The sequence below is a fragment of the Pseudomonas lurida genome (genome assembly GCF_002563895.1).
In the GTDB taxonomy this organism is placed as follows: domain Bacteria; phylum Pseudomonadota; class Gammaproteobacteria; order Pseudomonadales; family Pseudomonadaceae; genus Aquipseudomonas; species Aquipseudomonas lurida.
This window is the reverse complement of the sequence record NZ_PDJB01000001.1, coordinates 3,308,254-3,333,646: the sequence shown is the minus strand read 5'-3', so window position 1 is coordinate 3,333,646 and position 25,393 is coordinate 3,308,254. Positions and strand designations below refer to the sequence as shown.

The 25,393-nt window shown below is 63.4% G+C and carries 23 protein-coding genes; 16 read left to right on the top strand and 7 right to left on the bottom strand.

What is annotated here, in order from left to right:
• Positions 1-269 precede the first annotated feature (269 nt).
• Positions 270-758: a GFA family protein gene (locus ATH90_RS14980; RefSeq protein WP_098466638.1), complete on the bottom strand. Its 489-nt coding sequence runs from the start codon at positions 756-758 to the stop codon at positions 270-272.
• 91 nt (positions 759-849) lie between these two features.
• Between ATH90_RS14980 and ATH90_RS14975 the strand changes: the two genes are divergently transcribed.
• From ATH90_RS14975 to ATH90_RS14960, 4 genes are read left to right on the top strand one after another with little or no spacing between them, the layout of a single operon-like run.
• Complete coding sequence (locus ATH90_RS14975; protein ID WP_069023611.1) at positions 850-1,971, top strand: AAA family ATPase; 1,122 nt, start codon at positions 850-852, stop codon at positions 1,969-1,971.
• Entirely contained in the window at positions 1,968-2,414 is a 447-nt protein-coding gene (locus tag ATH90_RS14970; protein WP_098466637.1) for a bpX5 domain-containing protein, read from the top strand. Before ATH90_RS14975 ends, ATH90_RS14970 begins: the two co-directional genes overlap by 4 nt.
• Entirely contained in the window at positions 2,401-4,206 is a 1,806-nt protein-coding gene (locus tag ATH90_RS14965; RefSeq protein ID WP_098466636.1) for a hypothetical protein, read from the top strand. The genes ATH90_RS14970 and ATH90_RS14965 overlap by 14 nt, the downstream gene beginning before the upstream one ends.
• Positions 4,199-7,075, top strand: a complete 2,877-nt coding sequence (locus ATH90_RS14960; protein ID WP_098466635.1) for a bpX6 domain-containing protein — start codon at positions 4,199-4,201, stop codon at positions 7,073-7,075. Before ATH90_RS14965 ends, ATH90_RS14960 begins: the two co-directional genes overlap by 8 nt.
• Here the strand turns inward: ATH90_RS14960 and ATH90_RS14955 are convergent.
• Complete coding sequence (locus tag ATH90_RS14955; protein ID WP_034104853.1) at positions 7,062-7,961, bottom strand: LysR family transcriptional regulator; 900 nt, start codon at positions 7,959-7,961, stop codon at positions 7,062-7,064. The genes ATH90_RS14960 and ATH90_RS14955 overlap by 14 nt on opposite strands.
• A gap of 170 nt (positions 7,962-8,131) precedes the next feature.
• Between ATH90_RS14955 and ATH90_RS14950 the strand changes: the two genes are divergently transcribed.
• The 8 genes from ATH90_RS14950 (at position 8,132) to dctM (ending at position 16,764) form a co-directional block, all read left to right on the top strand.
• On the top strand, positions 8,132-8,950 hold the full coding sequence (locus tag ATH90_RS14950; protein ID WP_034104855.1) for an HTD2 family dehydratase: 819 nt from the start codon (positions 8,132-8,134) through the stop codon (positions 8,948-8,950).
• Positions 8,951-8,978: 28 nt separating this feature from the next.
• Positions 8,979-10,142, top strand: a complete 1,164-nt coding sequence (locus ATH90_RS14945; RefSeq protein WP_069023621.1) for an acyl-CoA dehydrogenase family protein — start codon at positions 8,979-8,981, stop codon at positions 10,140-10,142.
• A 10-nt stretch (positions 10,143-10,152) separates the two neighbouring features.
• Entirely contained in the window at positions 10,153-11,502 is a 1,350-nt protein-coding gene (locus ATH90_RS14940) for an MmgE/PrpD family protein (protein WP_098466634.1), read from the top strand.
• 9 nt (positions 11,503-11,511) lie between these two features.
• On the top strand, positions 11,512-12,705 hold the full coding sequence (locus tag ATH90_RS14935; RefSeq protein WP_098466633.1) for a CaiB/BaiF CoA transferase family protein: 1,194 nt from the start codon (positions 11,512-11,514) through the stop codon (positions 12,703-12,705).
• Between the two features lie 19 nt (positions 12,706-12,724).
• Positions 12,725-13,540 (top strand): HpcH/HpaI aldolase/citrate lyase family protein, encoded by an 816-nt coding sequence (locus ATH90_RS14930; protein ID WP_098466632.1) that lies wholly within the window; start codon positions 12,725-12,727, stop codon positions 13,538-13,540.
• Between the two features lie 236 nt (positions 13,541-13,776).
• Positions 13,777-14,760: a TRAP transporter substrate-binding protein gene (locus ATH90_RS14925; protein ID WP_098466631.1), complete on the top strand. Its 984-nt coding sequence runs from the start codon at positions 13,777-13,779 to the stop codon at positions 14,758-14,760.
• A 91-nt stretch (positions 14,761-14,851) separates the two neighbouring features.
• The gene (locus tag ATH90_RS14920; RefSeq protein ID WP_034104867.1) at positions 14,852-15,484 is read left to right on the top strand and encodes a TRAP transporter small permease; all 633 of its coding nucleotides are present in this window, start codon (positions 14,852-14,854) and stop codon (positions 15,482-15,484) included.
• Positions 15,484-16,764, top strand: coding sequence for a C4-dicarboxylate TRAP transporter large permease protein DctM (dctM, locus tag ATH90_RS14915; RefSeq protein WP_034104869.1), 1,281 nt, complete (start codon positions 15,484-15,486; stop codon positions 16,762-16,764). Before ATH90_RS14920 ends, dctM begins: the two co-directional genes overlap by 1 nt.
• A gap of 123 nt (positions 16,765-16,887) precedes the next feature.
• Here dctM and ampC read toward each other — a convergent pair whose 3' ends face one another.
• A complete protein-coding gene (gene ampC, locus ATH90_RS14910; RefSeq protein ID WP_098466630.1) occupies positions 16,888-18,042 on the bottom strand; it encodes a class C beta-lactamase in 1,155 nt (384 codons plus the stop codon).
• A 128-nt stretch (positions 18,043-18,170) separates the two neighbouring features.
• Here ampC and ATH90_RS14905 point away from each other — a divergent pair, with 128 nt between their 5' ends.
• Both ATH90_RS14905 and ATH90_RS14900 read left to right on the top strand, forming a co-directional pair.
• Positions 18,171-19,049: a LysR family transcriptional regulator gene (locus ATH90_RS14905; RefSeq protein ID WP_034104873.1), complete on the top strand. Its 879-nt coding sequence runs from the start codon at positions 18,171-18,173 to the stop codon at positions 19,047-19,049.
• 75 nt (positions 19,050-19,124) lie between these two features.
• Positions 19,125-20,309, top strand: coding sequence for a DUF2252 family protein (locus tag ATH90_RS14900; RefSeq protein ID WP_098466629.1), 1,185 nt, complete (start codon positions 19,125-19,127; stop codon positions 20,307-20,309).
• 123 nt (positions 20,310-20,432) lie between these two features.
• Here the strand turns inward: ATH90_RS14900 and yghX are convergent, their stop codons facing one another.
• Positions 20,433-21,320: a YghX family hydrolase gene (gene yghX, locus ATH90_RS14895; RefSeq protein WP_034104877.1), complete on the bottom strand. Its 888-nt coding sequence runs from the start codon at positions 21,318-21,320 to the stop codon at positions 20,433-20,435.
• A gap of 44 nt (positions 21,321-21,364) precedes the next feature.
• Positions 21,365-21,859: a PaaI family thioesterase gene (locus ATH90_RS14890; RefSeq protein ID WP_034104879.1), complete on the bottom strand. Its 495-nt coding sequence runs from the start codon at positions 21,857-21,859 to the stop codon at positions 21,365-21,367.
• A gap of 122 nt (positions 21,860-21,981) precedes the next feature.
• Here ATH90_RS14890 and ATH90_RS14885 point away from each other — a divergent pair, with 122 nt between their 5' ends.
• Positions 21,982-22,548 (top strand): YceI family protein, encoded by a 567-nt coding sequence (locus tag ATH90_RS14885; protein WP_420884280.1) that lies wholly within the window; start codon positions 21,982-21,984, stop codon positions 22,546-22,548.
• On the opposite strand, the gene ATH90_RS14880 is transcribed toward ATH90_RS14885, so the two are convergent.
• Entirely contained in the window at positions 22,545-23,435 is an 891-nt protein-coding gene (locus tag ATH90_RS14880; protein ID WP_034104884.1) for a DMT family transporter, read from the bottom strand. The genes ATH90_RS14885 and ATH90_RS14880 overlap by 4 nt on opposite strands.
• An 89-nt stretch (positions 23,436-23,524) precedes the next feature.
• Between ATH90_RS14880 and ATH90_RS14875 the strand changes: the two genes are divergently transcribed.
• On the top strand, positions 23,525-24,850 hold the full coding sequence (locus ATH90_RS14875; protein WP_098466627.1) for an aminotransferase-like domain-containing protein: 1,326 nt from the start codon (positions 23,525-23,527) through the stop codon (positions 24,848-24,850).
• Positions 24,851-24,878: 28 nt separating this feature from the next.
• On the opposite strand, the gene ATH90_RS14870 is transcribed toward ATH90_RS14875, so the two are convergent.
• Positions 24,879-25,310, bottom strand: a complete 432-nt coding sequence (locus tag ATH90_RS14870; protein ID WP_034104888.1) for a nuclear transport factor 2 family protein — start codon at positions 25,308-25,310, stop codon at positions 24,879-24,881.
• Between the last annotated feature and the right edge of the window lie 83 nt (positions 25,311-25,393).

The following is a 25,393-nucleotide window of genomic DNA, read 5'->3' as shown; positions in this document are numbered from 1 at the left end:
GGGGTGGGGCCTGGCGTGTGGCGCCAAGGCCGGTGGCGCCAAGGGGTGTAGATTGCGTAGAGGGGACCATCAATGAGCTCCGCAAGGACGACGATAGCGACTGGGTGTTTTCTGGTTCGTCGCTAGCGCCAGGCCGCTGGTTCCCATCTGAATCAGTGAGTGCATGTTTCACACGCTATCGGCAGGTAGCGGATGGTCGCGCTGTAGTCACCTTGGGTCTCCGGCAGCCTTGCCGAGCAAGGCTCATGCACGATCAGCGGGCCAGGTTGTCAGCACTGGCACTTGTGCCGCTCGTGCCACTGGGCGATGGACTCTTCGGGGTATTCATCGAACTGCAGGTCGCCTTTGCGCAGCGTAACCTCCACCCATGGCGCCTTCGACCCCAGCATCAGGTGCGTATGCTCCGGCGGCACCGGCAACGGCGTGTCGATGGCCGAGGCGAACGGGTGGATCAACGCCGGCCACTCTGGGCTGAACAACCACAAGGCGCTGCCGCACTGCGAACAGAAGTGCCGTTGCGCCGTACTCACGTGGGCACGGCTGGCGCCCTCGGGCTTGAGCCTGGCGTGGTAGATCGAAATGAGTTTGCGCCCGCGGACCTTCAAGCTCTGGGCATCGCCCGCCAGGTTGATCGCATAACCGCCACCGCCCTGGGTCTTTCGACAGATCGAGCAGTAGCAACGCTGGTAGGGGTAGGGGTGGGCACTGTTGAGGCTGAACGTCACGGCGCCGCAATGGCAGGATCCTTCAAGCTGCATGGGCTGACTCCTGAGGTGAGTGTGTAACAACGCTTTGCTAATACCTTAGCCTCAGGCAAGATTCTCCGCTTTGGTTTCAGGGAAGACACCCATGATTGCTCAGTTGCAGGGCGCTGCCGCGCACATCCGTCATGCTGTGCGTGCCGCTACCGAAGGCTTGGTGGGGCGCGAGCAACTCGCCGAATTGATCGTACTGGCGGCCGTGGCCCAGGAGCACATCCTGGTGATCGGGCCACCCGGCACCGCTAAGAGCGCGGTGGTACGGCGTGTCGCGCAGTCCATGGGGGGGCGCTACTTTGAATACCTGCTCGGACGTTTCACCGAGCCCTCCGAACTGTTTGGCGCGGTAGACCTGAAAAAGCTGCGCGAAGGCACGGTGGAAACTGATGTCAGTGGCATGCTGCCGGAAGCCGATATCGTGTTTCTCGACGAAGTGTTCCTGGGTTCCACCGCGATCCTCAACACCTTGCTGGGCGTCCTCAACGAGCGCCGTTTCCGCCGTGGCCATACCCAGGTGCAATGCCCGCTGCGTGTGTGCGTGGGCGCGGCCAATGGCCTGCCGGACGATGAAGCACTGGCGGCGTTCGGCGACCGGTTCCTGTTGCACCTGTTTGTCGAGTCGGTGCCGGACAATCAGTTGGAAGCCATGCTGGCCGGCGGCTGGCAGTCGGAACAGCGCCCGGTGCAACAGTTGCTCGGCCTTGCGCAACTGGACACCCTCGGCCAGGCCCTGAAACACGTCGACCTGAGTGCGGTGCGCCCAACCCTGGCCCAGGCGATTCGCCGCCTGCGTGAAGCCGGCATCCAATTGTCGGACCGACGCATCGTCAAATCCCAGCGCCTGATTGCCGCCGCCGCATTGCTCAGTGGCCGGCTGCAAGCCAGTGACGCCGACGTGTGGCCGCTGCTGTATGTGTTGCCGACCCAGGCCACCCAGCAACACGGCCGTGAAGTGTTGCGCGATCTGTTTGCCGCCTCCAGCAACAGCCACCTGTTCAGCGCGGTGGAAGAGGCCACGCTGCAACCGATGTCACGCTTGAACCGCTTGCTGGAAACCGCCGAAGACTACCTGGCCCGCACCGAGCCGCCGACCAGTACCGCACTCGAAGGTCTGTTGCGCGAGATCGATGCCAATTTCAACAGCCAGACCATGCCCGAGCCGTTGCAGCACGCGCGGGGGCAACTCACCCGTCTGCTGACACCTGCCGAATGAGCACGCCGAGCCAACCCTGGGCCTGGCGTTCGCGGCAGGTGCCCGCCCAGGCTCAAGCCGCGGTCGCCTGGGGCGATGCTGCGCGGCGTCTGCACGCTCGCCTTACGTTGCTTGCGGCCGACCATGCGGCACGGCTGCAAGCCACTGCCAATGGTGATGTGCTGGTGGTCACCGGCGTGCCGGCTGATCTGCCGTGGGTCGATGGCGTGGCGTACGCAGCCCCCAGCGCCAGTTCCCCAGGGCTCTGGTTGCCGACCAGTTGGGAACCGGATGTGCCAGAGGACTTGCTCGGCCATGCCATGTCGGCGCGCTTCAAGCGTGCGCCCTTGCTGGTGTGGCGTACCCCACAGGCCGTGATTCCGCTGGACCGTTTGCTGGCGGTTTCGCCAGCGCATCTGCAGCGTATCGCCGCGTATTGGGGAGCCACCCATGCAACTGCCTGAGTCGCTGCAACCCTGGCGGCAATGGCTGGAGTGGTTTGCCCCGCAGCACCTGCCCCTGTTCGCCGACTTGCTGGGCCGTCTCAACCCGCTGCTGGGACCGCTGCGTGGCGTGCACCAAGGCGATGTGCCGGAGCCTGACGGCCTGGGCGACTTGCACCGACGCGGCCCCTATGAGCGGTTGCTGTCCAGTGAATGGCTGCTGGCCGATGAAGTGCCCGACGAGTTTCTGCGTCGCGCGGTCGACGGTGAGCATATGTTCCTTGCCCCGCAGTACCGTGCGCGTGAAGCGAACCGCCTGCTTGTGGTGCTGTTCGATGCGGGCCCTTTGCAATTGGGGGCCGCGCGCCTGGTGCACCTGGCCCTGTTGATGTTGTTGGCCCGGCGTGCCGAGGAGGCGGGTGCACACTTGCGCTGGGGCATTTTGCAAGGCGCGCCGGTGTTGCATGAGCTTGATTCAGCGGCACAGCTCAAGCGCCTGCTCGAGGCGCGTACCTATGAGGTCGTGAGCGACAACCATTGGCTGGCATGGCGGGAATCGCTCGCCGACCAGGCTGCGGGTGAGTGCTGGGTCGTCGGCCAGCGGCTGCCCCATACTGATGCCAAGGACTGTACCCATCGCGTGCAGATTACGCGCAACCTGGACGGGCGCAGCCTGTGGTTCGACCTTCAGGCGGGGCAGGCGCGGCGTGTGTCGCTGCCGCTGCCGGACGAACAGCAAGCGGTGCGCTTGCTCAAGGGCCAGTTCGATGATGCGGTGCACGCGCCCGCACCGACCGCTGCCGGGCGAGTGGCTCGGGTTGCATTGACCCTGCCACCGGTCATCTCCGGTTCAGGCAATTATGTCGCGCTGCGCATGCTCGACGAACACGGCATGGTGGTGATCAAGCTGCCCCACAAGAACCAGAAAAAAGCCCTCGAGGTGCGACGCCGACTGTGGGGCAAGGACCAGCACGTGCTCGCCGCCACATTCAACTATCGCAGCCTCGGCGCGGTGCTCGGTGATCACCACGTCCTGCACTTCTGGAACATTCCCAGCCTTGTTTGCGCCAATAAGCCCACGCGCGAAGAGATGCACCTGCCTCCCGGCACCGCGACTTTTCTGCCTGCGGTGTGGCTGCGCGGCCAACGGTCCGAACGCCTGTATTTGCTGGACACGAAAGGCCAGCTCGGCTACTGGCAACGTCCCGGTGGCGCGCCCAGGGGTGAAAACTTCGTGGTGACGAACAATGTCGTGGGGCTGGCGCAGGTGGATGCCCTGACACTGGTGTACGCCCGCAGTGAGGGCGGGCAAGTGGTGGCTTATTCGGCCTGGGCCGATGGCGAGAAGACCTCCGGCTACGCCGTCGGTGCGGCTGTCGGTGTCAGCCAGGTGCTGTTCGCCAGCACCGCCCATTGGAAGTACGCCTTTGGGGGGTGCGCACTGCTTACTCACCAGGGCAGCCAGCAGAGTTGGCGCCTGGTGACCCATGACAGCTTCCCCGCCAAGAAGGCGCAGATCGACCTGGCTTCCGGCTGGAAAGCCATCGGCCTGCATCACCAGGTGGGCGCGCAGGAGCGCTATTCACTGGTACTGCTGGGGCCCGACCAGCACACCATTGGCCTGTACACCGAAGGCCAGCAGCAGACGCTGTTCACCACCACGGCACCGATTGCCCGTGCAAGTTTCTGCCCCATGAGCGGCCTGGTGGCGGTGCTGACATCCGCGCGGGAATTACTGGTGTTCAACGTGTCCGAGCGCGCCATGCGTTTGCAACTGATGTGCGACCTGAAACAAGAGCCTGCCCATGCGTGAACACGAACCCCTATTGATCCGCCGGCCTTTATTGACCGGGCACCAGACCATTGACGGGCTGTGGTTGCCCGCCGAGCGTTTCGTGGCGCAGGAGCGGGTTCGCCTGATCCTGGCGTGCTGGCGCAGGGGGGCCGCTGCCTACCGTTTTGGCGACGGCGATCTACTGCAATTCAGCGCGCCTGTCGCGGTGGATTGCCAGGCGCTTGCGGGCTGGCCGTTGGTCCGTCAGGGCCGTGGCCTGTGTTCGGCACGGCTGGCCAGCGAGGAACTGCGCGCGTTGCCAACCGCCGACCTGTGGCTGATACGCGGCGGCCAGGTGCACGCTTTGCAGGTGCGAGACGCCGAGGTGCTCGAACCCGGCCTGTGGCTGGATACCCGCGCCTACACCTTGCTCGATACTTTCGATTGTCATGCGCCCCTCGCGCAGTCTCTGCCTGAACCGGTCATCACCGATGTCCGCGAGATCCTGGGCGGCTTGGCGCCGGTCAGCCCTGAGCAAGAGGGGGTGATCCGGGCCTTGCTGGAGCGTCAACACCCCGCACCGCCAGTACCGCCTTCCAATACATCGAGCCCTTGGGTCACCGAGGAACCCGCACAATACCCGGCGTTGAAACTGGGCGTCACCGTGGCCCTGGTGGCAGGGTTGATCTGGATGGTCACCCAGGGCCAATCCAAATCGTTGACACCGGTTTCCGCCGCGACCACCGAAGACATCAGCGGCGTGATCCTGGGCATGCTGGTCAGCGCCGTCGTGTTCACCGCCTTGCTGGCGGCGCTGAACAAATACCTGCGCCGGGGTGGGCGGCCTGCCAACGCAGTACCGCAAGCGCCGTCCAACCCAGGCATCCCTGAGCGGGCCCAGCCGGGTCGTCACAAACCGGCTGCCTGGCGTCGTTGGCTGACCCGCCTGACCGAGCATTCCAAACTCTCCCGGCTGTACGGCAAACGCCAGGCGGCCTATATGCAGCGCATGCTGGAGATGTTCGAGAGCGGTGATTTTGCTGAGGCCCTGCGCCATGCCATCCCCTTGGGCGGCCAGCAACCGGATGCCGGGCAGAACTTTGGGACGCCGCAGCGGCGCCAGGACCTGACCCTCAGCCAGCAACGCGGGCCCAGCCGTACCTACCGGTTCGAAGAGGGCCTTACCGAACACCTGCGCCAGGTCTATCGCCGCTCCTATGAGCGCCTGGCCCGCGAAAACCGTGTCGAGGAAGCCGTATTTGTACTGGCCGAACTGCTCGAGGAACGCCGCGAAGCCCTCGACTACCTGGAGAAGCACGCGCGCTACCAACAGGCGGCGGACCTGGCCCTGGCCTGGGACATGCCGTCGGCGGTGATCGTGCGCCTGCTGTGCCTGGCCGAAAACTGGCAGCGTGCGTTGCTGGTGGCGCGTCGTGATGATGCGTTTGCCGATGCGGTGGTGTTACTCCAGGCAAGGCAGCCGCAGCTCGCCGACCGTTTGCGCCTGGAGTGGGCCGAATCACTGATCGCCAAGGGCCTGTGGCTGCAAGCCGTCGAGGTGGTGTGGAGCTTGCCGCAAGAGCGCCCGCGTGCCGCTCAATGGCTGCTCGATGCCGAAGCGGCCGGTGGAGGCCTGGCGATTGGCGCCTTGGTCAAGCGCGCGATTTTGCTGCCGCATACCATGGAGGCTTATGGGCCATGGATCGAACAGTTGCGTGACGATCCCGCCCGTTGCGCCGAGCGCGATGCCCTGGCGCATGCGTTGTTGGCGCACAAGTCTGACACGGTTGCCCTGGCCTGGCTCGCGGGGGCAACCGTGCATGCGGTGATTGCCGACCAACTCAGTGGGCGCGGGGGGCTGAACTTCAATCAACTGCAATCGCTGGTGAAGATGAGCCGCGATAAATTATTGCAGGCGGACTTGCCCGGCCAGGCGCTCAAGCGTCCCGCCATCCGCTCGCTGGTGCGTGTGGGCGAGGCGTTGCAATGGGACGCGCCGACCCTGGGCAGCCGACCGCTCTACGATGCGGTGCCGCTGGATGACGAGCGTTACCTGGTGGCATTGGGCGAGGCCGGAGCGGTGGTGGCGGATGGCAGCGGCAAGCCACTGTTCCATTTCGCCGTGCCGGCCGAGCGGATTGTCCTGGCCCACGGCCGGCAGATGGCGCTGGTACTGACCCGGCGCAACAGCGTGTGGCGTATCAGCAAGTTGGACTTGGTCAACCGCGCCGCCACCGACCTGGGCGTGCTGGTGCTGGATGTGTTCGCCGACCAGTTTGACGGCAGCACCTGGACCATCGGCCAAGGCCGGCAACTGCGTGTGGTGGACGTAGATCGTGGCTTTGAAACCTTGTGGCACGTGAGCGACTTGCCCGGCTCGGTTCACGCCCTCAAAGTTAATCAACACAGCGAGTTCCTGTGGCTCTATCACCCGCGTGAAGGTGTTGAGCGCTGGCACTACCGCTTGCCTGAGCGCCGGTTGGCGGGGCGCGAGCCGGCGTCGACGCAGTCGCAGGAGAGCAACGCGCTGTTCTGTGTACTCGACCAAACCGTCGAGTACCTGATCAGGTACAGCGACGACGAAGAGCCGGTGTTGATCCTGGATGTCGACGGTAACCGCAAGGGTTATCGCCTGACGGAATGCGATGAAGGACGCTTCGATGGCGACCCGGTGCGCATCGCCCTCGACGGTGAGTGGCTGGTGTTTGGCTACATCGCCAGCGAACGCGACACCCGTTGGCACTTTATCCATCGCGGCAGTGACCATGTGTGCGCCGTACTGCATTGGCCACGCCACGAGGTGAATATCCGTCGTACCGGGGATGGCTGGCTGCTATTCGATGACCAGGGGCGCTTGAGCCACATCACGGTGCACGGCGCTCGCCAGCACAACCTCAGCCTGCACTGACCGAGTCCGGCATCAACGTGGCGATCAACGCACGAATGGTGCCGGGCAAGGCCTCCAGCTCCCTCACCAGGATGCTGCGCTCGCGAATCGCCCAAGGTTCATCGAGTTTCACCGCCACCAATTGCATGGTCCGGCTGTGGCGTACGGCGGCCGACTCGGGAATGATGCCAATGCCCACGCCGGCTTCGACCATCCGGCAGATCGCCTCGAAGCTCGACACCTGGATGCGCAGGGACAAGTGCTTGCCCAGTCGCTCCACGTGTTCGCGCAAGAAACTCAGCAGGGTGCTGCCTTCATGCAGGCCGATATGCTGGTAGGCGAGGGTCTGTTCCAGGGTGACCGACGATTGCTCTGCCAGCGGATGACCGACCGGCACCATCAGCACCAATTCATCCGTACTGAAGTGCAGCACCTGCAAACCCGCCGCCTCCACGGGACCGGCGATAATGCCCATGTCGCTGGTGCCATCGAGCACGCCGCGCACGATGTCGCGGGACAGGCGTTCCTGCAGGTCGACGGTCACGCCGGGCCGCTGCGACAGAAAGCCCGCCAGCACCTCTGGCAAGAATTCGGTGACCGCCGTGGTATTGGCGAAGATGCGGATATGCCCGGCCGAATCCACGCCGTACTGGGTGAACTCGCTCTTGAGATAGTCCACCTGGCGCATGATCAGCCGCGCATGGTGCAGCAAGCGCTCACCGGCCGGGGTGATCTCCACCCCACGGCTGTCGCGGTAGAGCAGGCGGGTGTCGAGTTGGCCTTCGAGGGCCTTGATCCGCGCACTGGCGGCGGCTGGCGAGAGGAACGCGCGCTTGGCACCCTGGGTCAGGCTGGGGGATTCGGCGATATGGATAAACAGGCGCAGGTCAGCCAGGTCGAAGTGCATGCAAGACACCTATTTTGGCAGCAGTGAATGGCCAATGTGGGAAATGTCGTTGTACTCAAGCGTGGCGTTCAGCATAACCGAACGCTGGTTTATTGAAATGCAAATTCTCAGAACGGGTACGCGCTTGCATGATCCGGGTCAGACACTCACTGCCCGAGGACCTGCACCCGATGAGCGCCACCGATTGGATCGGCCGAAGCGAAACCGCCCACGACCACCTCAGCCATAACCTGCTCAAACGCATTGCTGCCACGTTCGGCGAGGCAGTGCCCGAGGATGGCGCGGACATACCGCCGCTGTGGCAGTGGTGTTTCTTCCAGGACCCGCTGCCGGAAACCGCGCTGGGTACTGACGGCCACCCGGCCCGTGGCGGGTTCCTGCCGCCGGCCGACAATCGCAATCGCATGTGGGCTGGCGGGCGTATCGAATTCCTGCAGGCACTGCGTGCCGGTGAGGCGGCGACCCGGGTGTCGACCATCACCCACGTGGAAGAAAAGACCGGGCGCACCGGCTCGCTGCTGTTTGTCACCGTGCGCCACGACTACTCCCAGGACGGCCGCCTGGCGATCCGCGAGGAACAGGACATCGTCTACCGCGAGCCCACGCCGCCTAAACCCGGCAGCGGTGAAGCCCTGGCCGAGGGCGAGTGGTCCGAGGCAATCGACCCCACGCCAACCCTGCTGTTTCGCTACAGCGCCGTGACCTTCAACGGTCACCGCATTCACTACGACTACCCCTATGTGACCGGCACCGAAGGCTACTCGGGGCTGGTGGTGCACGGGCCGTTGATCGCCACCTTGAGCCTGCGCGCGTTTTGCCGTGCCCATCCCGGCGCCACCTTGCGCCGTTTTGCCTATCGCGGCGTGCGGCCGTTGATTGCGCCGCAACCCTTTGAGGTCGGCGGGTGCGTAGCCGAAGCCGGCGTGGCACAGCTGTGGGCCGGAAACGCCGACGGCCTGGCGCAGCAAGCCAGCGTGCATTTCGAATAATCCAATAACAACAGGCGGAGAGCCGTTGATGAACCCGAATGACAATGAAGAACTCAATGCGATCCGCGAAGGCGTGCGCGCCTTGTGTGCCGAATTCGATGCGGCCTACTGGCGCAAGATCGATGAAGAGAAAGGCTTCCCCGAAGCCTTCGTCAAGGCGCTGACCGACGCCGGCTGGCTGTCGGCGATGATCCCCGAAGAATATGGCGGCTCTGGCCTGGGCCTGGCCGAGGCCTCGGTGATTCTCGAGGAAGTGAACCGCTGCGGCGGCAACTCCGGCACTGTGCACGGCCAGATGTACAACATGTTCACCTTGCTGCGCCACGGCAGCGAAGCGCAGAAACGCTTCTACCTGCCCAAGCTCGCCAGCGGCGAATTGCGCCTGCAGTCGATGGGCGTCACTGAACCCACCACCGGCACCGACACCACCAAGATCAAGACCACCGCGATCAAGCGTGGCGATAAATACGTGATCAATGGCCAGAAAGTCTGGATCTCGCGGGTGCAGCATTCCGACCTGATGATCCTGCTGGCGCGCACTACACCGCTGGCCGAGGTAAAGAAAAAGTCCGAAGGCATGTCGATCTTCCTGGTAGACCTGCGCGCAGCCATCGGCAACGGCCTGACCGTGCAGCCCATCGCCAACATGGTCAACCACGAGACCAACGAACTGTTCTTCGACAACCTGGAGTTGCCGCTGGACAGCCTGATTGGCGAGGAGGGCAAGGGCTTCAAATATATCCTCGATGGCCTCAACGCCGAACGCACGCTGATTGCCGCCGAATGCATCGGTGACGGCCGCTGGTTCATCGAAAAGGCCAGCGCCTACGCCCGCGACCGCGTGGTGTTTGGCCGGCCCATCGGGCAGAACCAGGGCGTGCAGTTTCCGATTGCCGAAGCGCATATCGAGATCGAAGCGGCGGACCTGATGCGCTGGCGTGCCTGCGAGGAGTACGACAGCGGTGCCAATGCCGGCGCCAGCGCCAACATGGCCAAGTACCTCGCGGCCAAGGCCTCCTGGGAAGCCGCCAACGCCTGCCTGCAAACCCACGGCGGCTTCGGTTTTGCCTGCGAATACGACGTGGAGCGCAAGTTCCGCGAGACGCGCCTGTACCAGGTGGCGCCGATTTCCACCAACCTGATCCTGTCCTACGTGGCCGAGCATTTGCTCGAACTGCCACGCAGTTTCTGAGGGCCTGACCATGAGCCATACCCAAGCCTTGTGTCGGTTCCTTGCCGAGTTGAACGACGCACAACTGCCTGAAGACGTGCTGGCGCGCACCGAAGACCTGTACCTGGATTGGCTCGCCTCGGCGCTGGCGAGCCAAGGCGCGCACCCGATCCCGTTGTTCGAGCGCTATGCACAGAAGATGGGCCCAAGCACCGGGCCGGCGCAGGTGATCGTCAACGGCGCCAGCACCAGCGCGTATTTTGCCGCGCTGGTCAATGGGGCGTCGTCGCACCTGGTGGAGCAGGATGACCTGCACAACAGTTCGGTGTTGCACCCGGCGACGGTGGTGTTCCCGGCAGCGCTGGCCGCCGCCCAGGACCTGGGTAAATCCGGCCGCCAATTGCTGTTGGCCTCGGTGGCCGGTTATGAGGCCGGTATCCGTATCGGCGAATTCATGGGCCGCTCCCACTACCGCATTTTTCACACCACGGCCACGGTCGGCACGCTCACGGCCGCCGTCGCCGTGGGCAAATTGCTGGATTTCAACGAAGAGCAGTTCATCAACCTGCTCGGCAGCGCCGGCACCCAGGCTGCCGGGTTGTGGGAGTTCCTGCGCGATGCCGCCGACTCCAAGCAACTGCACACGGCCAAGGCTGCGGCGGACGGCTTGCTCGCCGCTTACCTGACAGCAGATGGGCTGACCGGCGCGCGCAATATCCTCGAAGGCGACCAGGGCCTGGCGGCGGGCATGTCCAGTGATGCCGAGCCTGCCAGGTTGTCCGCCGGCCTCGGCAGCCGCTGGGCGTTGTTGGAAACGTCGTTCAAGTTCCACGCTTCGTGCCGGCACACCCATCCTGCCGCCGATGCGCTGTTGGACCTGATGCAGCGCGAACGCCTCGCTGCCGCCGACATCAGCCATGTGGAAACACAGGTGCACCAGGGCGCCATCGATGTGCTGGGCCGGGTCAAGGTGCCGACCAGCGTGCACCAGGCCAAGTTCTCCATGGGCACCGTGCTGGGCCTGATCGCCGTGCATGGCAAGGCCGGGCTCACCGAGTTCCAGGCGTTGGCACTGACCGATCCTGCGGTGTCGACGTTTCGCGACAAGGTCAGCATGACCCTCGACCCCGAGGTCGACGGCGCCTACCCGCAACGCTGGCTCGGACGCGTCACCGTCACCACCGTTGACGGCCGCACGCTGCACGGCGCCATCGACGAACCCAAGGGCGATCCAGGCAACACCCTGAACCGTGAAGAGCTGGCGGATAAATTCCACCGGCTCAGCCGGTTCAGCGGTGCTCGCACCTCGGCCCAGGCCGACGCACTGATCAAGCGCGTCTGGGGCTTGCGCAGCGCCACATCCATGGCCCACTGGCTTTGAGGAACCGTTATGACTAACCCAAGACCGCTGGACGGCATCACCGTTGTCAGCCTGGAACACGCGATTGCCGCGCCATTCTGCACCCGTCAATTGGCGGACCTCGGCGCCCGCGTGATCAAGGTCGAACGTCCGGGTGCTGGCGACTTTGCCCGTGGCTACGACGAGCGCGTGCGCGGCCTGGCCTCGCATTTCGTGTGGACCAACCGTTCCAAGGAAAGCCTGACCCTGGACCTCAAGCAGGATGAAGCGGGCGATATCCTCGGCACCCTGCTGGCCGACGCCGATGTGCTGGTGCAGAACCTGGCCCCTGGTGCGGCGGCGCGCATGGGCCTGTCGTTCGAGGCGCTGCATGAGCGCTTCCCGCGACTGATTGTCTGTGACATTTCCGGCTATGGCGAAGGCGGGCCGTACGAAAAAAAGAAGGCCTACGACCTGCTGATCCAGAGTGAAGGTGGCTTCCTGTCGGTAACCGGCGGCCCCGGTGATGACCAGATGGCCAAGGCCGGCTGTTCCATCGCCGACATCTCGGCGGGCATGTACGCCTACAGCGGCATCCTTTCGGCGCTGCTGTTGCGCGGCAAGACAGGCAAGGGCAGCCGCATCGACGTGAGCATGCTGGAAAGCCTGGTGGAGTGGATGGGCTACCCGATGTATTACGCGTTCGACGGCGCCCCCCAGCCACCGCGGGCCGGGGCCGCGCATTCGACGATCTATCCCTATGGGCCGTTTCCCACCGGCGATGGCGGCACGGTGATGCTGGGCTTGCAGAACGAGCGTGAGTGGGCGGCGTTTTGCGACAAGGTGCTGCTCACGCCGACGTTGGCGATGGACGAGCGTTTCAGCGCCAATTTCAAGCGCTCTGCCAACCGCGACGCCCTGCGCCAGATCATCGTCGACAGTTTTGCGCAACTGGCTACCGAGGCGGTGATTCAGCGCCTGGAAGACGCGCAGATTGCCAGTGCGCGCGTGAACGATATGCAAGGCGTTTGGGACCACCCGCAACTCAAGGCGCGTGACAGCTGGCGCGAGGTCGATAGCCCGGCGGGGCCGCTGCCTTCACTGCTGCCACCGGCGCGTAATGCCGCGTTCACCCCGCGTATGGACGGGGTTCCCGGGTTGGGACAACACAGCGAGGTCATTCTCGACAGGCTCGGTTATTCGCCAGACGCCATCGGCGGCCTGCGCGCACGCGGCGTTATCTAACCATAAGGGAATTCAACAGATGCCAAAGCCATTGGTACGTTCGGCGTTGTTTGTGCCCGGTAGCCGACCGGAGCGATTCTCCAAAGCCTTGGCCAGTGGCGCCGATGCGGTGATCGTGGATTTTGAAGACGCGGTGGAAGAGCCGCTCAAGCGTCAGGCGCGGGATAATCTTGGCGCGTTTTTGACAGCAAACCCCGCAGCCCAGGTATGGGTGCGCATCAATGCGCCGGAGCATGCCGAGCACTTCGAGGATGTGGCGTTCTGCAAGGCCCACCCAAACGTCGCGGGGGTGTTGCTGCCGAAGGTTGAGAGTGCCGCCCAGGTGGCCGTGGTGGCTGCCACCGGCAAAGTCATCTGGCCGATCATCGAGAGCGCGCGCGGTTTGTTGGCCGTGGCCGAGATCGCCCATGCGCCGCACGTGCAGCGCCTGTCGTTCGGCGGGCTGGACCTGGCGCTGGACCTGAACCTGAGCAGCAACTCCATGGCCGCGCAGTTCGCCCTGGACCAGGCGCGCCTGGCGTTGATCGTGCATTCCCGCGCCGCTGGCCTGGTCGCACCGCTGGATGGCGTGCACCCGGCCATCGATGATCCCGAAGGGCTGCGCCGTTCGATCCGGCATGCCTATGAAATGGGGTTTGCCGGGGCGTTGTGCATTCATCCCAAGCAGGTGGCGGTGATTCACCAGGCCTTGGCGCCAAGCGCCGAGGACCTGGCCTGGGCCCAGCGCGTGGTAGACGCCGGCGCCCATGGGGCAGGGGCCTATCAGATTGACGGGCAGATGGTGGATGCGCCGGTGTTGCTGCGCGCGCAAAGACTGCTGGCCGCCTCTGTCTGAGGGGAGCCGAATCAAACTGTGGGCGCTGGCTTAGCTGCGATGGCGGTGGATCAATTGCCCGTTGTATCAACTGACAGAACGCCATCGCGGGCAAACCCGCTCCCACAATGGGCCTTCGTTATCCCGCGGATCCGCGTTCGGCCACGCCGAACGCAGGTATCAAAAATTCGAAATTCACTACACGCGCGACATCAGGCACCTTGCCTTACAACACAACAATAAGAAGGTGATTTTCCATGCTCAAGCTTTCCCGGGCGCTGCTGTGCGCCGCCACCTTGTTTGCCGCGGGCCTGGCCCAGGCGGCGGACCCGATTGTCATCAAGTTCGCCCACGTGGTCGCCGAAAACACCCCCAAGGGCCAGGGTGCGCTGCTGTTCAAGAAACTCGCCGAAGAGCGCCTGCCGGGCAAGGTCAAGGTCGAGGTGTACCCGAACTCATCGTTGTTCGGTGATGGCAAGGAAATGGAAGCGCTGTTGCTGGGCGACGTGCAGATGCTGGCGCCGTCCCTGGCCAAGTTCGAGCAATACACCAAGCAAGTGCAGATCTATGACCTGCCGTTCCTGTTCAATGACCTCGCCGCCGTCGACCGTTTCCAGGCCGCCCAGGGCAAGGCGCTGCTGACCTCCATGCAGGACAAGAACATCCTCGGGCTGGCCTATTGGCACAACGGCCTCAAGCAACTCTCGTCGAACAAGGCGCTGCATGAACCCAAGGATGCCCGTGGCCTCAAGTTCCGCGTGCAGGCCTCCAGCGTGCTCGAGGAGCAGTTCAAGGCGATCCGCGCCAATCCGCGCAAAATGAGTTTTGCCGAGGTGTATCAAGGCCTGCAGACCGGCACGGTCAACGGCACCGAGAACACCTGGTCGAACTATGAAAGCCAGAAGGTCAACGAGGTGCAGAAGTACTTCACCGAGTCCAACCATGGCCTGATCGACTACATGGTGATCACCAACGCCAAGTTCTGGAACGGCCTGCCTCCGGATATCCGCACCACCCTGGACCAGATCATGGTCGAGGTCACCGTCGAAGTGAACAAACAGGCTGAGGCGCTGAACCAGTCGGCCAAGCAGAAGATCGTCGACGCCAAGACCAGCGAAATCATCGAACTGACGCCGGAGCAACGCCAGCTCTGGCGCGAAGCCATGCGCCCGGTGTGGCAGAAGTTCGAGGGGGAAATTGGGGCTGACCTGATCAAGGCGGCGGACGCGTCCAACCAGTAGCGCAGATTCACTGTGGGAGCGGGCAAGCCAGCTCCCACAGTGTGATCCGGTTTCCAACCCGATACCTATTCCCGCTTCGCGAGGTTTTGCCATGCAAACGCTAAGGCGCGTCTGGGAGCACCTGGAGGAAGGTTTCATCGCCTTCCTGCTGGCCGCCATGACCCTGGTGACATTCGTCTACGTCATGCTCAATAACATCTACACGCTGTTCTTTGCCCTGGCCGACAAGTGGGCCTTGAGCAGCAACTTCTTCAACGCCCTGGGCGACGGCACCATGACCTGGGCCCAAGACATGACCTGGAGCGTGGCGCTGACCAAGGCCATGTTCGGCTGGCTGATTTTCTTCGGTATTTCCTATGGTGTGCGCACCGCCGGCCACCTTGGCGTGGACGCGCTGGTCAAGCTGACCAAGCGTCCCGTGCAACGCATGCTGGGCATGCTCGCCTGCCTGTGCTGCCTGGCGTATGCCGGGCTGTTCATGATCGCCAGCTACAAGTGGGTGAGCGCGGTGATGGGGGCACATATCGGTGCCGAAGACCTCGACCAGTACGGCGTGGACGTCGGTGACATCGTGGTGATCGTGCCCATCGGTTTCGCCATGGTGTTTATCCGCTACCTGGAAATTTTCTACCGCATCTTTACCCACCGTCAGGTCGGGTTGGGGCTGGCCGACGAGGCTGGCGAGGCCAGCAAATTGGCCGGCAGCCATGAGGAGCGTCACTGATGGCCGTGCTTTGTCTATTCCTGCTGCTGTTTGTGTTCATGTTCCTGGGCGTGCCGATCGCGATTTCCCTGGGCCTGTCCGGGGCGGTGTCGATCCTGATGTTCAGCCAGGACTCGGTAAGCTCCCTGGCGATCAAGCTGTTCGAGACCTCCGACGCCTACACGTTCTTGGCGATTCCGTTCTTCCTGCTGTCCGGCGCGTTCATGACCACCGGCGGCGTGGCGCAACGCCTGATTGACTTCGCCAACGCCTGTGTCGGCCATATCCGTGGCGGCCTGGCGATTGCAGCTGTGCTGGCGTGCATGCTGTTTGCGGCGCTGTCGGGGTCGTCACCGGCGACGGTAGCGGCGGTGGGTTCGATTGCCGTGGCGGGGATGGTGCGTTCCGGATATCCGAAGGAATTCGGGGCGGGGATCATCTGTAATGCCGGCACGCTGGGCATCCTGATCCCGCCGTCGATCGTGATGGTGGTGTATTCGGCGGCGACCGAGACATCGGTCGGCAAGCTGTTCATGGCGGGTGTGATCCCGGGGTTGCTGCTGGGCCTGATGTTGATGATCGCGATCTACATCGTCGCGCGCATCAAGAAGCTGCCGGCCCAGCCACGGGCGACCTTCCGTGAGTGGCTGACCTGCGCACGCCGTGCCTTCTGGGGGTTGCTGCTGCTGGTGATCATCCTCGGTGGCATCTACAGCGGCATGTTCACCCCGACCGAAGCGGCCGCGGTGGCCGCGGTCTACTCGGCGTTTGTCGCGCTGTTCATCTACAAGGACATGAAGTTCCGCGACTGCCCCAAGGTGCTGCTGGAGTCCGGGCGCCTGGCAATCATGCTGATGTTTATCATCGCCAACGCCATGCTCTTCGCCCATGTGCTGACCACCGAGCAAATCCCCCAGGAAATCACCGCGTGGGTGATCTCTGAAGGGCTGACGCCGATTGGATTCCTGATCATGGTCAACGTGGTACTGCTGGTGGCGGGCAGCTTCATGGAACCGTCAGCCATCGTGCTGATCCTGGCACCGATCTTCTTCCCGATTGCGATGAAGCTGGGCATCGACCCGATTCACCTGGGGATCGTGATGGTGGTCAACATGGAAATCGGCCTGGTGCACCCACCGGTGGGGCTGAACCTGTTCGTAACTTCGGCAGTGACCGGGTTGACGCTGGGGCAGACCATTCGTGCGGCGCTGCCGTGGCTGATGATCCTGTTGGTGTTCCTGATCATGGTCACGTACTTGCCGTTCATTTCGCTGGCGCTGCCGCACTGGCTCGGCATGTAACACGATCAAAAACTGTGGGAGCAGGCTTGCCCGCGATAGCGATGTGTCAGTTGCCAACGCTGTCGGCTGACACTCCCTCATCGCGGGCAAGCCCGCTCCCACAGGTTAGTTTTGCGTCTGGCCTCAGTGGTCCAGTGCGCTCAGGATCGCATGGGCCACTTTCACACGCTCCCCATTCGGGTAGTTCTTGTTCGCCAGTATCACCACCCCCATGCCCTTGCTCGGCACATAGGCCACATAGGCGCCAAACCCATTGGTGGACCCGGTTTTGTTGACCAGCGTGTCGGCGTGGGGTGACTGCGGCGGGGTCAGCCAGTCGACCTTGTGTGGCTCAAGCGCCATCTGGCTCGAGTTGCCCTCAACCAAGGCAGCGAGCGTGATCGGGTAGGGATACAGTTCCCAGCCCAGGCCCTGGGTCATGCCGTTTACGCTGTAGTAACCGGTGTGAGTCGTGGCGATCGCCTGTTGCAAGGGTTTTTCCAGGCCTGCCGGGTTCATGTTCACACTCACGTAGTGCAGCAGGTCGGCGGCGCTGGTCTTGATGCCATAGGCCTCGCTGTCCATGGCACCGGGGCCGACGCGTACCGGTTTGCCGTCTTTGCCATAGCCTTGGGCGTACAGGTTCATCTGGCTGGCCGGCACGTTGACGAAGGTGTGCTTGAGCCCCAGTTTCGGGAGCAGGGTGCGCTCCATCGACGCGTCGAACGGTTGCTTGAGGCTCTGCGCCGCCAGGTAGCCGAACAGGCCCAGGCTCGGGTTGGAGTACAAGCGGTGGGTGCCGGGCGCGAAGTCGGGTTTCCAATGCTGGAAGTAGCTGATCATGCGCTGGTTGTTGTCGGCCTCGGCGGGGAACTGAAGGGGCAGGCCCCCGGCGGTGTAGGTGCCCAGGTTGAGCACGCTGATGTGATCGAACCGTCCACCACGCAAGGCCGGCAGGTAGTCGCTGGCCGGCGCGGTGAGGCTGAGTTTGCCGGTCGCCACGGCATAACCGGCGAGGGTGGCGGTGAAGGTTTTGCTCACTGATCCGACTTCGAACAGTGTGTTTTCACTGACGGCTTGCTGAGCGTCTTTGCTGGCGACGCCGTAGTTAAAGTATTGCGTTTTGCCATCCTTCACGATGCCGACGACCAGCCCCGGAATAGACTGTTGCTGCATGAGTGGCTTGACGCTGGCGTCCACCACGGTGCGCAGGTCGGCGGCCGCCAGGCATTGGCCGGCAGCCATGAACAAAGCCAGGGCGGTTAATTTACCCACGCCAGACAAGGAGAGTTGGGGCATGATATCGCTTCCATGAGAGTGATCGATTGACGAGAGAGCCTGCGCGGGCGTGGCAAATGTAGGCCGTTTGCGGGCCTTGGGCAAACGATGATATCTCGCACCTGCCATTAGATTAATTAGGGTCAAGCATGCTGCGCTCCCATTTACCGCTCAACGCCCTGCGCGCGTTCGAGGCGTCGGCTCGGCATTTGAGCTTCACCCGAGCTGCCATCGAGTTGTGTGTCACTCAAGCAGCGGTCAGCCACCAAGTCAAAAGTCTGGAGGCGCAACTCAACGTCACGTTGTTCAAGCGCCTGCCCCGCGGCCTGATGCTCACCAGCGAAGGCGAAACCCTGCTGCCGGTGGTGCGCGAGTCGTTTGACCGCATCGCCCAGACCTTGAGCCAATTCGAAGGCGGGCACTACCGCGAGGTGCTCACGGTCGGCGCAGTCGGTACCTTCGCCGTCGGCTGGTTGTTGCCACGGCTGCCGGATTTCCATGCACGCTACCCCTTTATCGACCTGCGCCTGTCCACCCACAACAACCGCGTCGATGTGGCCGCCGAAGGCCTGGACTATGCGATCCGCTTCGGCGCAGGTGCCTGGCATGGCACGGATGCCTGCGAACTGCTGGAAGCACCACTGAGCGTGCTCTGCGTGCCGCAACTGGCTGAGCAATTGCACGCACCCGCCGACCTGTTGAAACACACCTTGCTGCGCTCCTACCGCGCCGATGAGTGGAGTTTGTGGTTCCAGGCCGCCGGTTTGCCAGTCGATACCCTGGTGCCGCGCAGCATCGTGTTTGATTCCTCGTTGGCAATGATGGAGGCGGCCTTGCAAGGCACGGGGGTGGCGTTGGCGCCGGCGATGATGTTTTCGAGGCAACTGGAGAGCGATGTCATCCGCCAGCCGTTCGACGTCGGCATCACCACCGGCAGCTATTGGCTGACGCGCTTGCAGTCACGCGCCGAGACCTCGGCCATGCTGGCGTTCAAGGGCTGGTTGCGGGAAATGGCGACGCAGGGCTGAATACTTTTTTTGAAACATAATGAAACATTTGCCGAGGGCCAGGGCTCTACCGCCACACCTGCACTGAGTTATTTCATGAAAACACCGCGCCCCTCCGCCCGCATGCCCCACCTGATCCAACTGCGAAACCTGAAGATGGCGCGTTCTGCCCACGCCTATGTGCGCGGCAGCACCGTGCAGTTCTACGAGTGGCTGCAGAGCCACACCGGCCGGCGCTTGCCCCATGGCCCGGCGATCTGGATCTGCGGCGACTGCCACGCTGGCAACCTGGGGCCCACCGGGGATACCAAGGGCCGCATCGATATGCACATCCGTGACCTTGACCAGGCGGTGATCGGCAACCCGACCCACGACCTGGTGCGCCTGGCCCTGTCCCTGGCCACCGCCGCGCGCGGCTCGGACCTGCCGGGCGTCACCACCGCACGCATGCTTGAAGAGATGATGGTGGGCTATGAACAGGCCTTCAAGGACAAACCCGACCAGGTGCCGCCGCGTCCGTCCCAGGTCAAGGCGGGCATGCGCAGCGCCGTGGCGCGCACCTGGAAAAACCTGGCGCGCGAGCGCATCGAAAGCGCCCGACCGACCATTCCTTTGGGCAAGCATTTCTGGTCGCTGTCACGGGCCGAGAAAGCGGCGCTGGAAACCCTGTGTGCCTCGGACGACATTCATCAGCTGGTCACTTCGCTCAAGGGGCGGCCCAAGGACGCCAGGGTCGAACTGCTGGACTCCGCCTATTGGGTCAAGGGCTGCAGTTCGCTCGGCCTGCTGCGCTATGCCGCCTTGCTCGGCGTGGGCGACAAGGACGACCAGGAATATTGCCTGATCGATATCAAGGAGGCCGTTGGCGCTGCTGCACCCCGCGCGGCGCGGGCAAAGATGCCCAGGGACAATGGGCGGCGCGTGGTGGAGGGCGCGCGCCATTTGTCACCAGGCCTGGGTGAGCGGATGGTCGCGACGCGTTTTCTGGATCACGGGTTTTTCATCCGTGAACTGCTGCCCCAGGACATGAAGCTGGAGCTGGATGAGTTGAGCGAGACGGACGCCATGCACGCCGCTGGCTACCTGGCGCGGGTGGTGGGTGTCGCCCATGCCCGCCAGATGGACCGCGAGACGCGCAAGGACTGGATGGCGGTGTTGCAGGAAAATCGCTCCAGGCAGCTGGATGCGCCGTCCTGGTTATGGACCAGCGTGGTGCAATTGGTGGGGAGCCATGAGCAGGGCTACCTCAACCATTGCCGGCGGTATGCCTTGGAACACTGACCTCGAGAACGAAGTCGATCCAATGTGGGAGCTGGCTTGCCTGCGAAGCGGTGGGTCAGTCACCCCATAGGTGACGCAAAGGCCGCTATCGCAGGCAAGCCAGCTCCCACAGTTAATGGGTGCCTAGGCCAAATATTTATGGAACCAGTCGAGTGTTCTTTTCCACGCCAGGTTCGCCGCTGCCTCGTCATAGCGCGGCGTCGAGTCATTGTGGAAACCGTGGTTGGCGCCCTTGTAGATATACGCCTCATAGGTCGTACCGGCTGCCTTCAACGCCTTCTCGTACGCTGGCCAGCCTTCATTGATCCGCGTATCCAGTTCGCCGTAGTGCAACATGATCGGCGCCTTGATACGCGGCACATCCTTGGCCTCCGGCTGACGCCCATAGAACGACACCGCCGCACCCAATTCCGGGTACGCCACGGCTGCTGCATTGGTCACGCCGCCGCCATAACAGAAGCCGGTGATGCCGACCTTGCCGGTGCTGCTGTCATGGTGCATCAGCCATTCGATGGCGGCGAAAAAGTCGTTCATCAGCTTGGTCGGGTCGACCGTTTGCTGCAGTGCCACGCCTTTTTCATCGTTGCCCGGGTAGCCGCCAACCGAGGTCAGGCCGTCGGGTGCCAGGGCAATGAAGCCGGCCTTGGCCAGGCGCCGCGCGACGTCTTCGATATAGGGGTTGAGGCCACGGTTCTCGTGGACCACCACCACCGCCGGCAACTTGCCCGCTGCTTTGGCCGGGCGCACCCAGTAACCACGCACGGTACCGTTGCCCTTGGGCGACGGGTAGGTGATGTAGTCGGCGACGATGTCCGGGTCAGTGAATTTGACTTGTTCGGCCAGGGCGTAGTTGGGGCTCAGGGCCGCGAGCAGGGCCGAAGCGGTGAGGCCACCAAAGGTGAACAGCGCGGCGCGGTCGAGAAATTCGCGGCGGTTGATCTTGCCGTGGGCGTAGCCGTCGTAGAGTTCCAGCAGTTCGGGGGCAAAGTCTTTCGCGGTGAGACGAGTCATCGGTGCAATCCTCGATTAGCGGTGGCAGTCAATGTAGACCAGGATCAGTCCCCGCGACCATGGGCGGCGGCGGCCAATTGGCCGGTGTCGACGCGCACGAAGATCGAATCGCCTACCGCCGTCAGCACGTCACCGGCGTACACCTCGCAGATCACGCGGGTCTTGCGGCCCACGTCGCCTTCGACCCGCGCGCGCAGGGTGAGGGTGACGCCCATGGGCGTGGGCTTGATGAATTTGATGCCCAGGTTGCCGGTGACGCAGTCGATGCGCGGCAGGCTGCCGGGTTCGCGCTGCTCGGCGCGGTAATGGTAGGCCATGGCGGTCCAGTTGGAATGGCAGTCCACCAGCATGGCGATCAGGCCCCCGTAGACCAGGTTGGGCCAGCCGCTGTAGTGGGCCTCGGGCAGATGTTCGGCGATCAGGTGGATACCGTCCGCGTCCCATCGGCTCTTGATATGCAGGCCGTGGGGGTTGCTGGCGCCGCAGCCGTAGCAGATGCCTTCTGGCGCGGTGATGTCCTGGAGTGAGGGGGAATGCATGCAGAATCCTTGTTGTTCTTGGGGCGACTACTCTGTTTAGCAGGACAGGCGCCGGATGGGAATAAATCCCTGGTACGGCGTGTTAGCTCAGTACCTGTGTCCTTTACTCTGCGGAGCGTTGCATGAAACGACGAATGTCCCCGGTCGCCGTACTGGCCCTGATCCTTGCCTACTGTTCCAGCGCGCAGGCGGTGGAGTACAGGGACGTCAACCGTACCGCCAGCCAGATCAGCTTTACCTACCAGCAATTGGGGCAGCGGGTGTACGGCACCTTCAGTGAGTTCGAAGGCGTCTTGACCTTCGATACGCAAAGGCCGGAAGCAGGGCATGCCTTGCTCAAGATCCAACTTGCGAGCATCGACGCCGGCAGCCCTGATGCCAACGACGAGCTGCAACGTGAATCCTGGTTCGATACCGCGACCTACCCGGTGGGCGTGTACGAATCCACCGCCGTCAAGGCGCTGGGAGACAACCGCTACACGATCAGCGGCAACCTGACTATCAAGGGCACCACGCACCCGGTGGACGTCGACGTGGTGCTCAAGGAGCAAAGCGGCATTGGCGTGTTCGACGGTGAGTTCATCCTCAAGCGCGGCGACTTCAAGATCGGCGAGGGTGAATGGGCGGGCAACAGCGTGGTGTCCAATGACATCAACATCAAGTTCAAGATGGTCGCGCCGCAGCGCTAGCGCGCGAACTTCTTCGCGCCGGCCACGCAAGCGATCACCGCGATTGTCACCAGTACCATGCCCAGGCTGACCTGCTCGTGCAGCAAACCCGCCGCCAATGCCAGGCCAAAAAACGGTTGCAGCAATTGCAATTGGCCAACCGCCGCGATGCCTCCCTGGGCCAGGCCCCGATACCAGAACACAAAGCCGATCAGCATGCTGAACAGGGACACATAACCCAGGCTCAACCAGGCCGGCAGGCTGATGCCGTGCAGGCTCGTCGGCGCCATGACCAGGCTCAACGGCACCACTACCGGTATCGACACCACCAGCGCCCAGCAGATCACCTGCCAGCCGCCCAGGCTGCGCGACAACTTGGCGCCTTCGGCGTAACCCAGGCCGCACACCAGCACCGCCAGCAGCATCAGCACGTCTCCGGCAGGCGCGGCGCTCAAGCCCTGGGCGACGGCGTAACCCATCACCAGCACGCTGCCGAGGATCGAGAACAACCAGAACACCAGGCGCGGGCGTTCGCCACCGCGCAGCACGCCAAAGACGGCGGTGGCCAGTGGCAGCAGGCCGATGAACACGATGGAGTGGGCCGACGTCACGTATTGCAACGCCAGGGCGGTGAGCAGGGGGAAGCCGATCACGACCCCAAGGGCGACGATCGCGAGAGGCATCCATTGATGGCGCGCGGGGCGCTGCTCCTTGAACAGCCACAGCAACAGTAACCCCAGGACGGCAGCGATGGCCGCACGGAGCATGGTCAGGAACACCGGGTCGAATTCCATCACCGCCAGGCGCGTGGCGGGCAGGGAACCGCTGAAAATCACTACGCCGATAAAGCCGTTGATCCAGCCTTGGGTGCGGGTATCCAGCGTGTTGAGAAGGGAGGTGCGTTCCATGAGATAGGCCCGGGGCAAGAGGGGTTGCGTTCAGGCCATCCTAGGGGCGAGCATTGGGACAATCAAAAAATTGTCATGGATACATCCCTATGCCCCGTGCTCGTTACAAGTCGTTGGTCGACACGTTCGCCGCAGACATTCGCAGCGGCAAGATGCCGCCCGGTACGCGCCTGCCGACGCATCGTCAACTGGCCGCCGACCATGGCCTGGCGCTGGTCACTGCGAGCCGTGTGTACACGGAGCTCGAGGCCATGGGGCTGGTCAGCGGGGAGACCGGGCGCGGCACCTTTGTGCGCGAGATTTCGCTGCCGCCAGGGCAGGGCAGTGGGCAGATGCCGGTGGCGGCGGGCATGCTAGACCTCAATTTCAACTACCCCTCGTTGCCGGGCCAGGCTGAGTTGCTGCGCACGGCGTTGCGCCAGTTGGCGTTGTCCGGGGACCTGGAAGCCCTGTTGCGTTACCAGCCTCATGGCGGCCGCCCGCATGAGCGTGCTGCGTTCGCGCGGCACTTGCTCAGCCGAGGCCTGAGCGTGGAGGCCGATCAGGTGCTGTTGGTCAGTGGCGCCCAGCATGGCTTGGCGGTGACCATGATGGCGTTGCTCAAGCCTGGGGATGTGATTGCGGTGGACGCGTTGACCTATTCCGGGTTCAAGGTGCTGGCCGAGACCCTGCACCTGGAAGTCGTCGCGATCCCGGTAACGCCTGTGGGACCCGACCTGGACGCCCTGCAAGCCCTGTGTCGCCGGCGTCCCGTACGTGCCGTGTACAGCATGCCGACCCTGCACAATCCCCTCGGCTGGGTGATGGGCAGGAACTCACGTGAGCAACTGGTTGCCATCGCCCGCCAATACAACCTGATGATCATCGAGGACGCCGCCTATGCGTTCCTGGCCGCAGACGCACCGCCGCCCGTGGCGAGCCTGGCACCGGAGCGCACGGTGTATGTGGGAGGGCTGTCGAAAAGTGTTGCGACTGGCCTGCGTGTCGGGTTCGTCGCCGCGCCGAATGAATGGGTGAAACCCCTCGAGCGCACCATCATGGCCACGACCTGGAATGTGCCCGGTGTGATGAGCGCCATTGCGGTGGCCTGGATCGACGATGGCACTGTGGCACAGCTGGAGGCGCAAAAGCGCGAGGACGCCCAGGCCCGCCAGGCGCTGGCTGCGCGTGTGCTCAAAGGGCTGGCCTACACCAGCCATCCTTCATCGTATTTCTTGTGGTTACCGCTGGCGGAAGACGCGCGGGCTGATCAAGTCGCCATGACCTTGCAGCGCGAAGGCGTCTGCGTGTCCACCGCCGAGCCCTTTGCCGTCTCGGCCCATGTCCCGCATGCGCTACGCCTGGCCTTGGGCTCGGTAGCCATGCCCGCGCTGCACGAGGCATTGCTCAACGTGCGCAAGGTGGTGGAGTGGTGAGCCGCGTACGACGGCTCACCGATCGGCATCAGTACTTGTAGGCCTGGCGTCCGATCAACAGCCATTTGCCTTTTTGCTTCTGCCACACCTGGAAGTTATCGATATCCGTCGGCACTTCCACGCCACTGTTCACCGCCAGGGCGTGGAAGTGGTTGCGTACCAGGGCGGTGTCGCCTTGCAGGGTAATGGTCTGGTTTTGCATCTCCAGGGTCTTGAACGCGCTGGTGTGGGTTTCCAGGTCGGCGATGAATTGGTCTTTGTTCTGCACCTTGCCGCTGGAGTGGCCGTAGGTAAGTTTGTCAGCGGTCAGCGCGTGAAGCTGCTTGAGATCCAGGTGCAGCATGGCTTGGGTCAGTTGGTCGACCGCTTGGGCCACATCCTTTTCGGCAGGGGCGGGCGCTGCAGCCACATAACCGCTGAACAGGCACAGAAAACCGATCAGCACTTTGACGTTTTGCATGGGTGTTTCCTTATTGTTGTTGGGGGCTGGCACGACAGGTTAAGTCGTCGTACAACCATGCAATATTTCCTATATTGAAGGAA

Excerpts from the sequence above, each read along its gene's own strand:
- ATH90_RS14980 (WP_098466638.1), bottom strand. The coding sequence starts at position 758 with ATGCAGCTTGAAGGATCCTGCCATTGCGGCGCCGTGACGTTCAGCCTC.
- ATH90_RS14975 (WP_069023611.1), top strand. The coding sequence starts at position 850 with ATGATTGCTCAGTTGCAGGGCGCTGCCGCGCACATCCGTCATGCTGTG.
- ATH90_RS14970 (WP_098466637.1), top strand. The coding sequence starts at position 1,968 with ATGAGCACGCCGAGCCAACCCTGGGCCTGGCGTTCGCGGCAGGTGCCC.
- ATH90_RS14965 (WP_098466636.1), top strand. The coding sequence starts at position 2,401 with ATGCAACTGCCTGAGTCGCTGCAACCCTGGCGGCAATGGCTGGAGTGG.
- ATH90_RS14960 (WP_098466635.1), top strand. The coding sequence starts at position 4,199 with ATGCGTGAACACGAACCCCTATTGATCCGCCGGCCTTTATTGACCGGG.
- ATH90_RS14955 (WP_034104853.1), bottom strand. The coding sequence starts at position 7,961 with ATGCACTTCGACCTGGCTGACCTGCGCCTGTTTATCCATATCGCCGAA.
- ATH90_RS14950 (WP_034104855.1), top strand. The coding sequence starts at position 8,132 with ATGAGCGCCACCGATTGGATCGGCCGAAGCGAAACCGCCCACGACCAC.
- ATH90_RS14945 (WP_069023621.1), top strand. The coding sequence starts at position 8,979 with ATGAACCCGAATGACAATGAAGAACTCAATGCGATCCGCGAAGGCGTG.
- ATH90_RS14940 (WP_098466634.1), top strand. The coding sequence starts at position 10,153 with ATGAGCCATACCCAAGCCTTGTGTCGGTTCCTTGCCGAGTTGAACGAC.
- ATH90_RS14935 (WP_098466633.1), top strand. The coding sequence starts at position 11,512 with ATGACTAACCCAAGACCGCTGGACGGCATCACCGTTGTCAGCCTGGAA.
- ATH90_RS14930 (WP_098466632.1), top strand. The coding sequence starts at position 12,725 with ATGCCAAAGCCATTGGTACGTTCGGCGTTGTTTGTGCCCGGTAGCCGA.
- ATH90_RS14925 (WP_098466631.1), top strand. The coding sequence starts at position 13,777 with ATGCTCAAGCTTTCCCGGGCGCTGCTGTGCGCCGCCACCTTGTTTGCC.
- ATH90_RS14920 (WP_034104867.1), top strand. The coding sequence starts at position 14,852 with ATGCAAACGCTAAGGCGCGTCTGGGAGCACCTGGAGGAAGGTTTCATC.
- dctM (WP_034104869.1), top strand. The coding sequence starts at position 15,484 with ATGGCCGTGCTTTGTCTATTCCTGCTGCTGTTTGTGTTCATGTTCCTG.
- ampC (WP_098466630.1), bottom strand. The coding sequence starts at position 18,042 with ATGCCCCAACTCTCCTTGTCTGGCGTGGGTAAATTAACCGCCCTGGCT.
- ATH90_RS14905 (WP_034104873.1), top strand. The coding sequence starts at position 18,171 with ATGCTGCGCTCCCATTTACCGCTCAACGCCCTGCGCGCGTTCGAGGCG.
- ATH90_RS14900 (WP_098466629.1), top strand. The coding sequence starts at position 19,125 with ATGAAAACACCGCGCCCCTCCGCCCGCATGCCCCACCTGATCCAACTG.
- yghX (WP_034104877.1), bottom strand. The coding sequence starts at position 21,320 with ATGACTCGTCTCACCGCGAAAGACTTTGCCCCCGAACTGCTGGAACTC.
- ATH90_RS14890 (WP_034104879.1), bottom strand. The coding sequence starts at position 21,859 with ATGCATTCCCCCTCACTCCAGGACATCACCGCGCCAGAAGGCATCTGC.
- ATH90_RS14885 (WP_420884280.1), top strand. The coding sequence starts at position 21,982 with ATGAAACGACGAATGTCCCCGGTCGCCGTACTGGCCCTGATCCTTGCC.
- ATH90_RS14880 (WP_034104884.1), bottom strand. The coding sequence starts at position 23,435 with ATGGAACGCACCTCCCTTCTCAACACGCTGGATACCCGCACCCAAGGC.
- ATH90_RS14875 (WP_098466627.1), top strand. The coding sequence starts at position 23,525 with ATGCCCCGTGCTCGTTACAAGTCGTTGGTCGACACGTTCGCCGCAGAC.
- ATH90_RS14870 (WP_034104888.1), bottom strand. The coding sequence starts at position 25,310 with ATGCAAAACGTCAAAGTGCTGATCGGTTTTCTGTGCCTGTTCAGCGGT.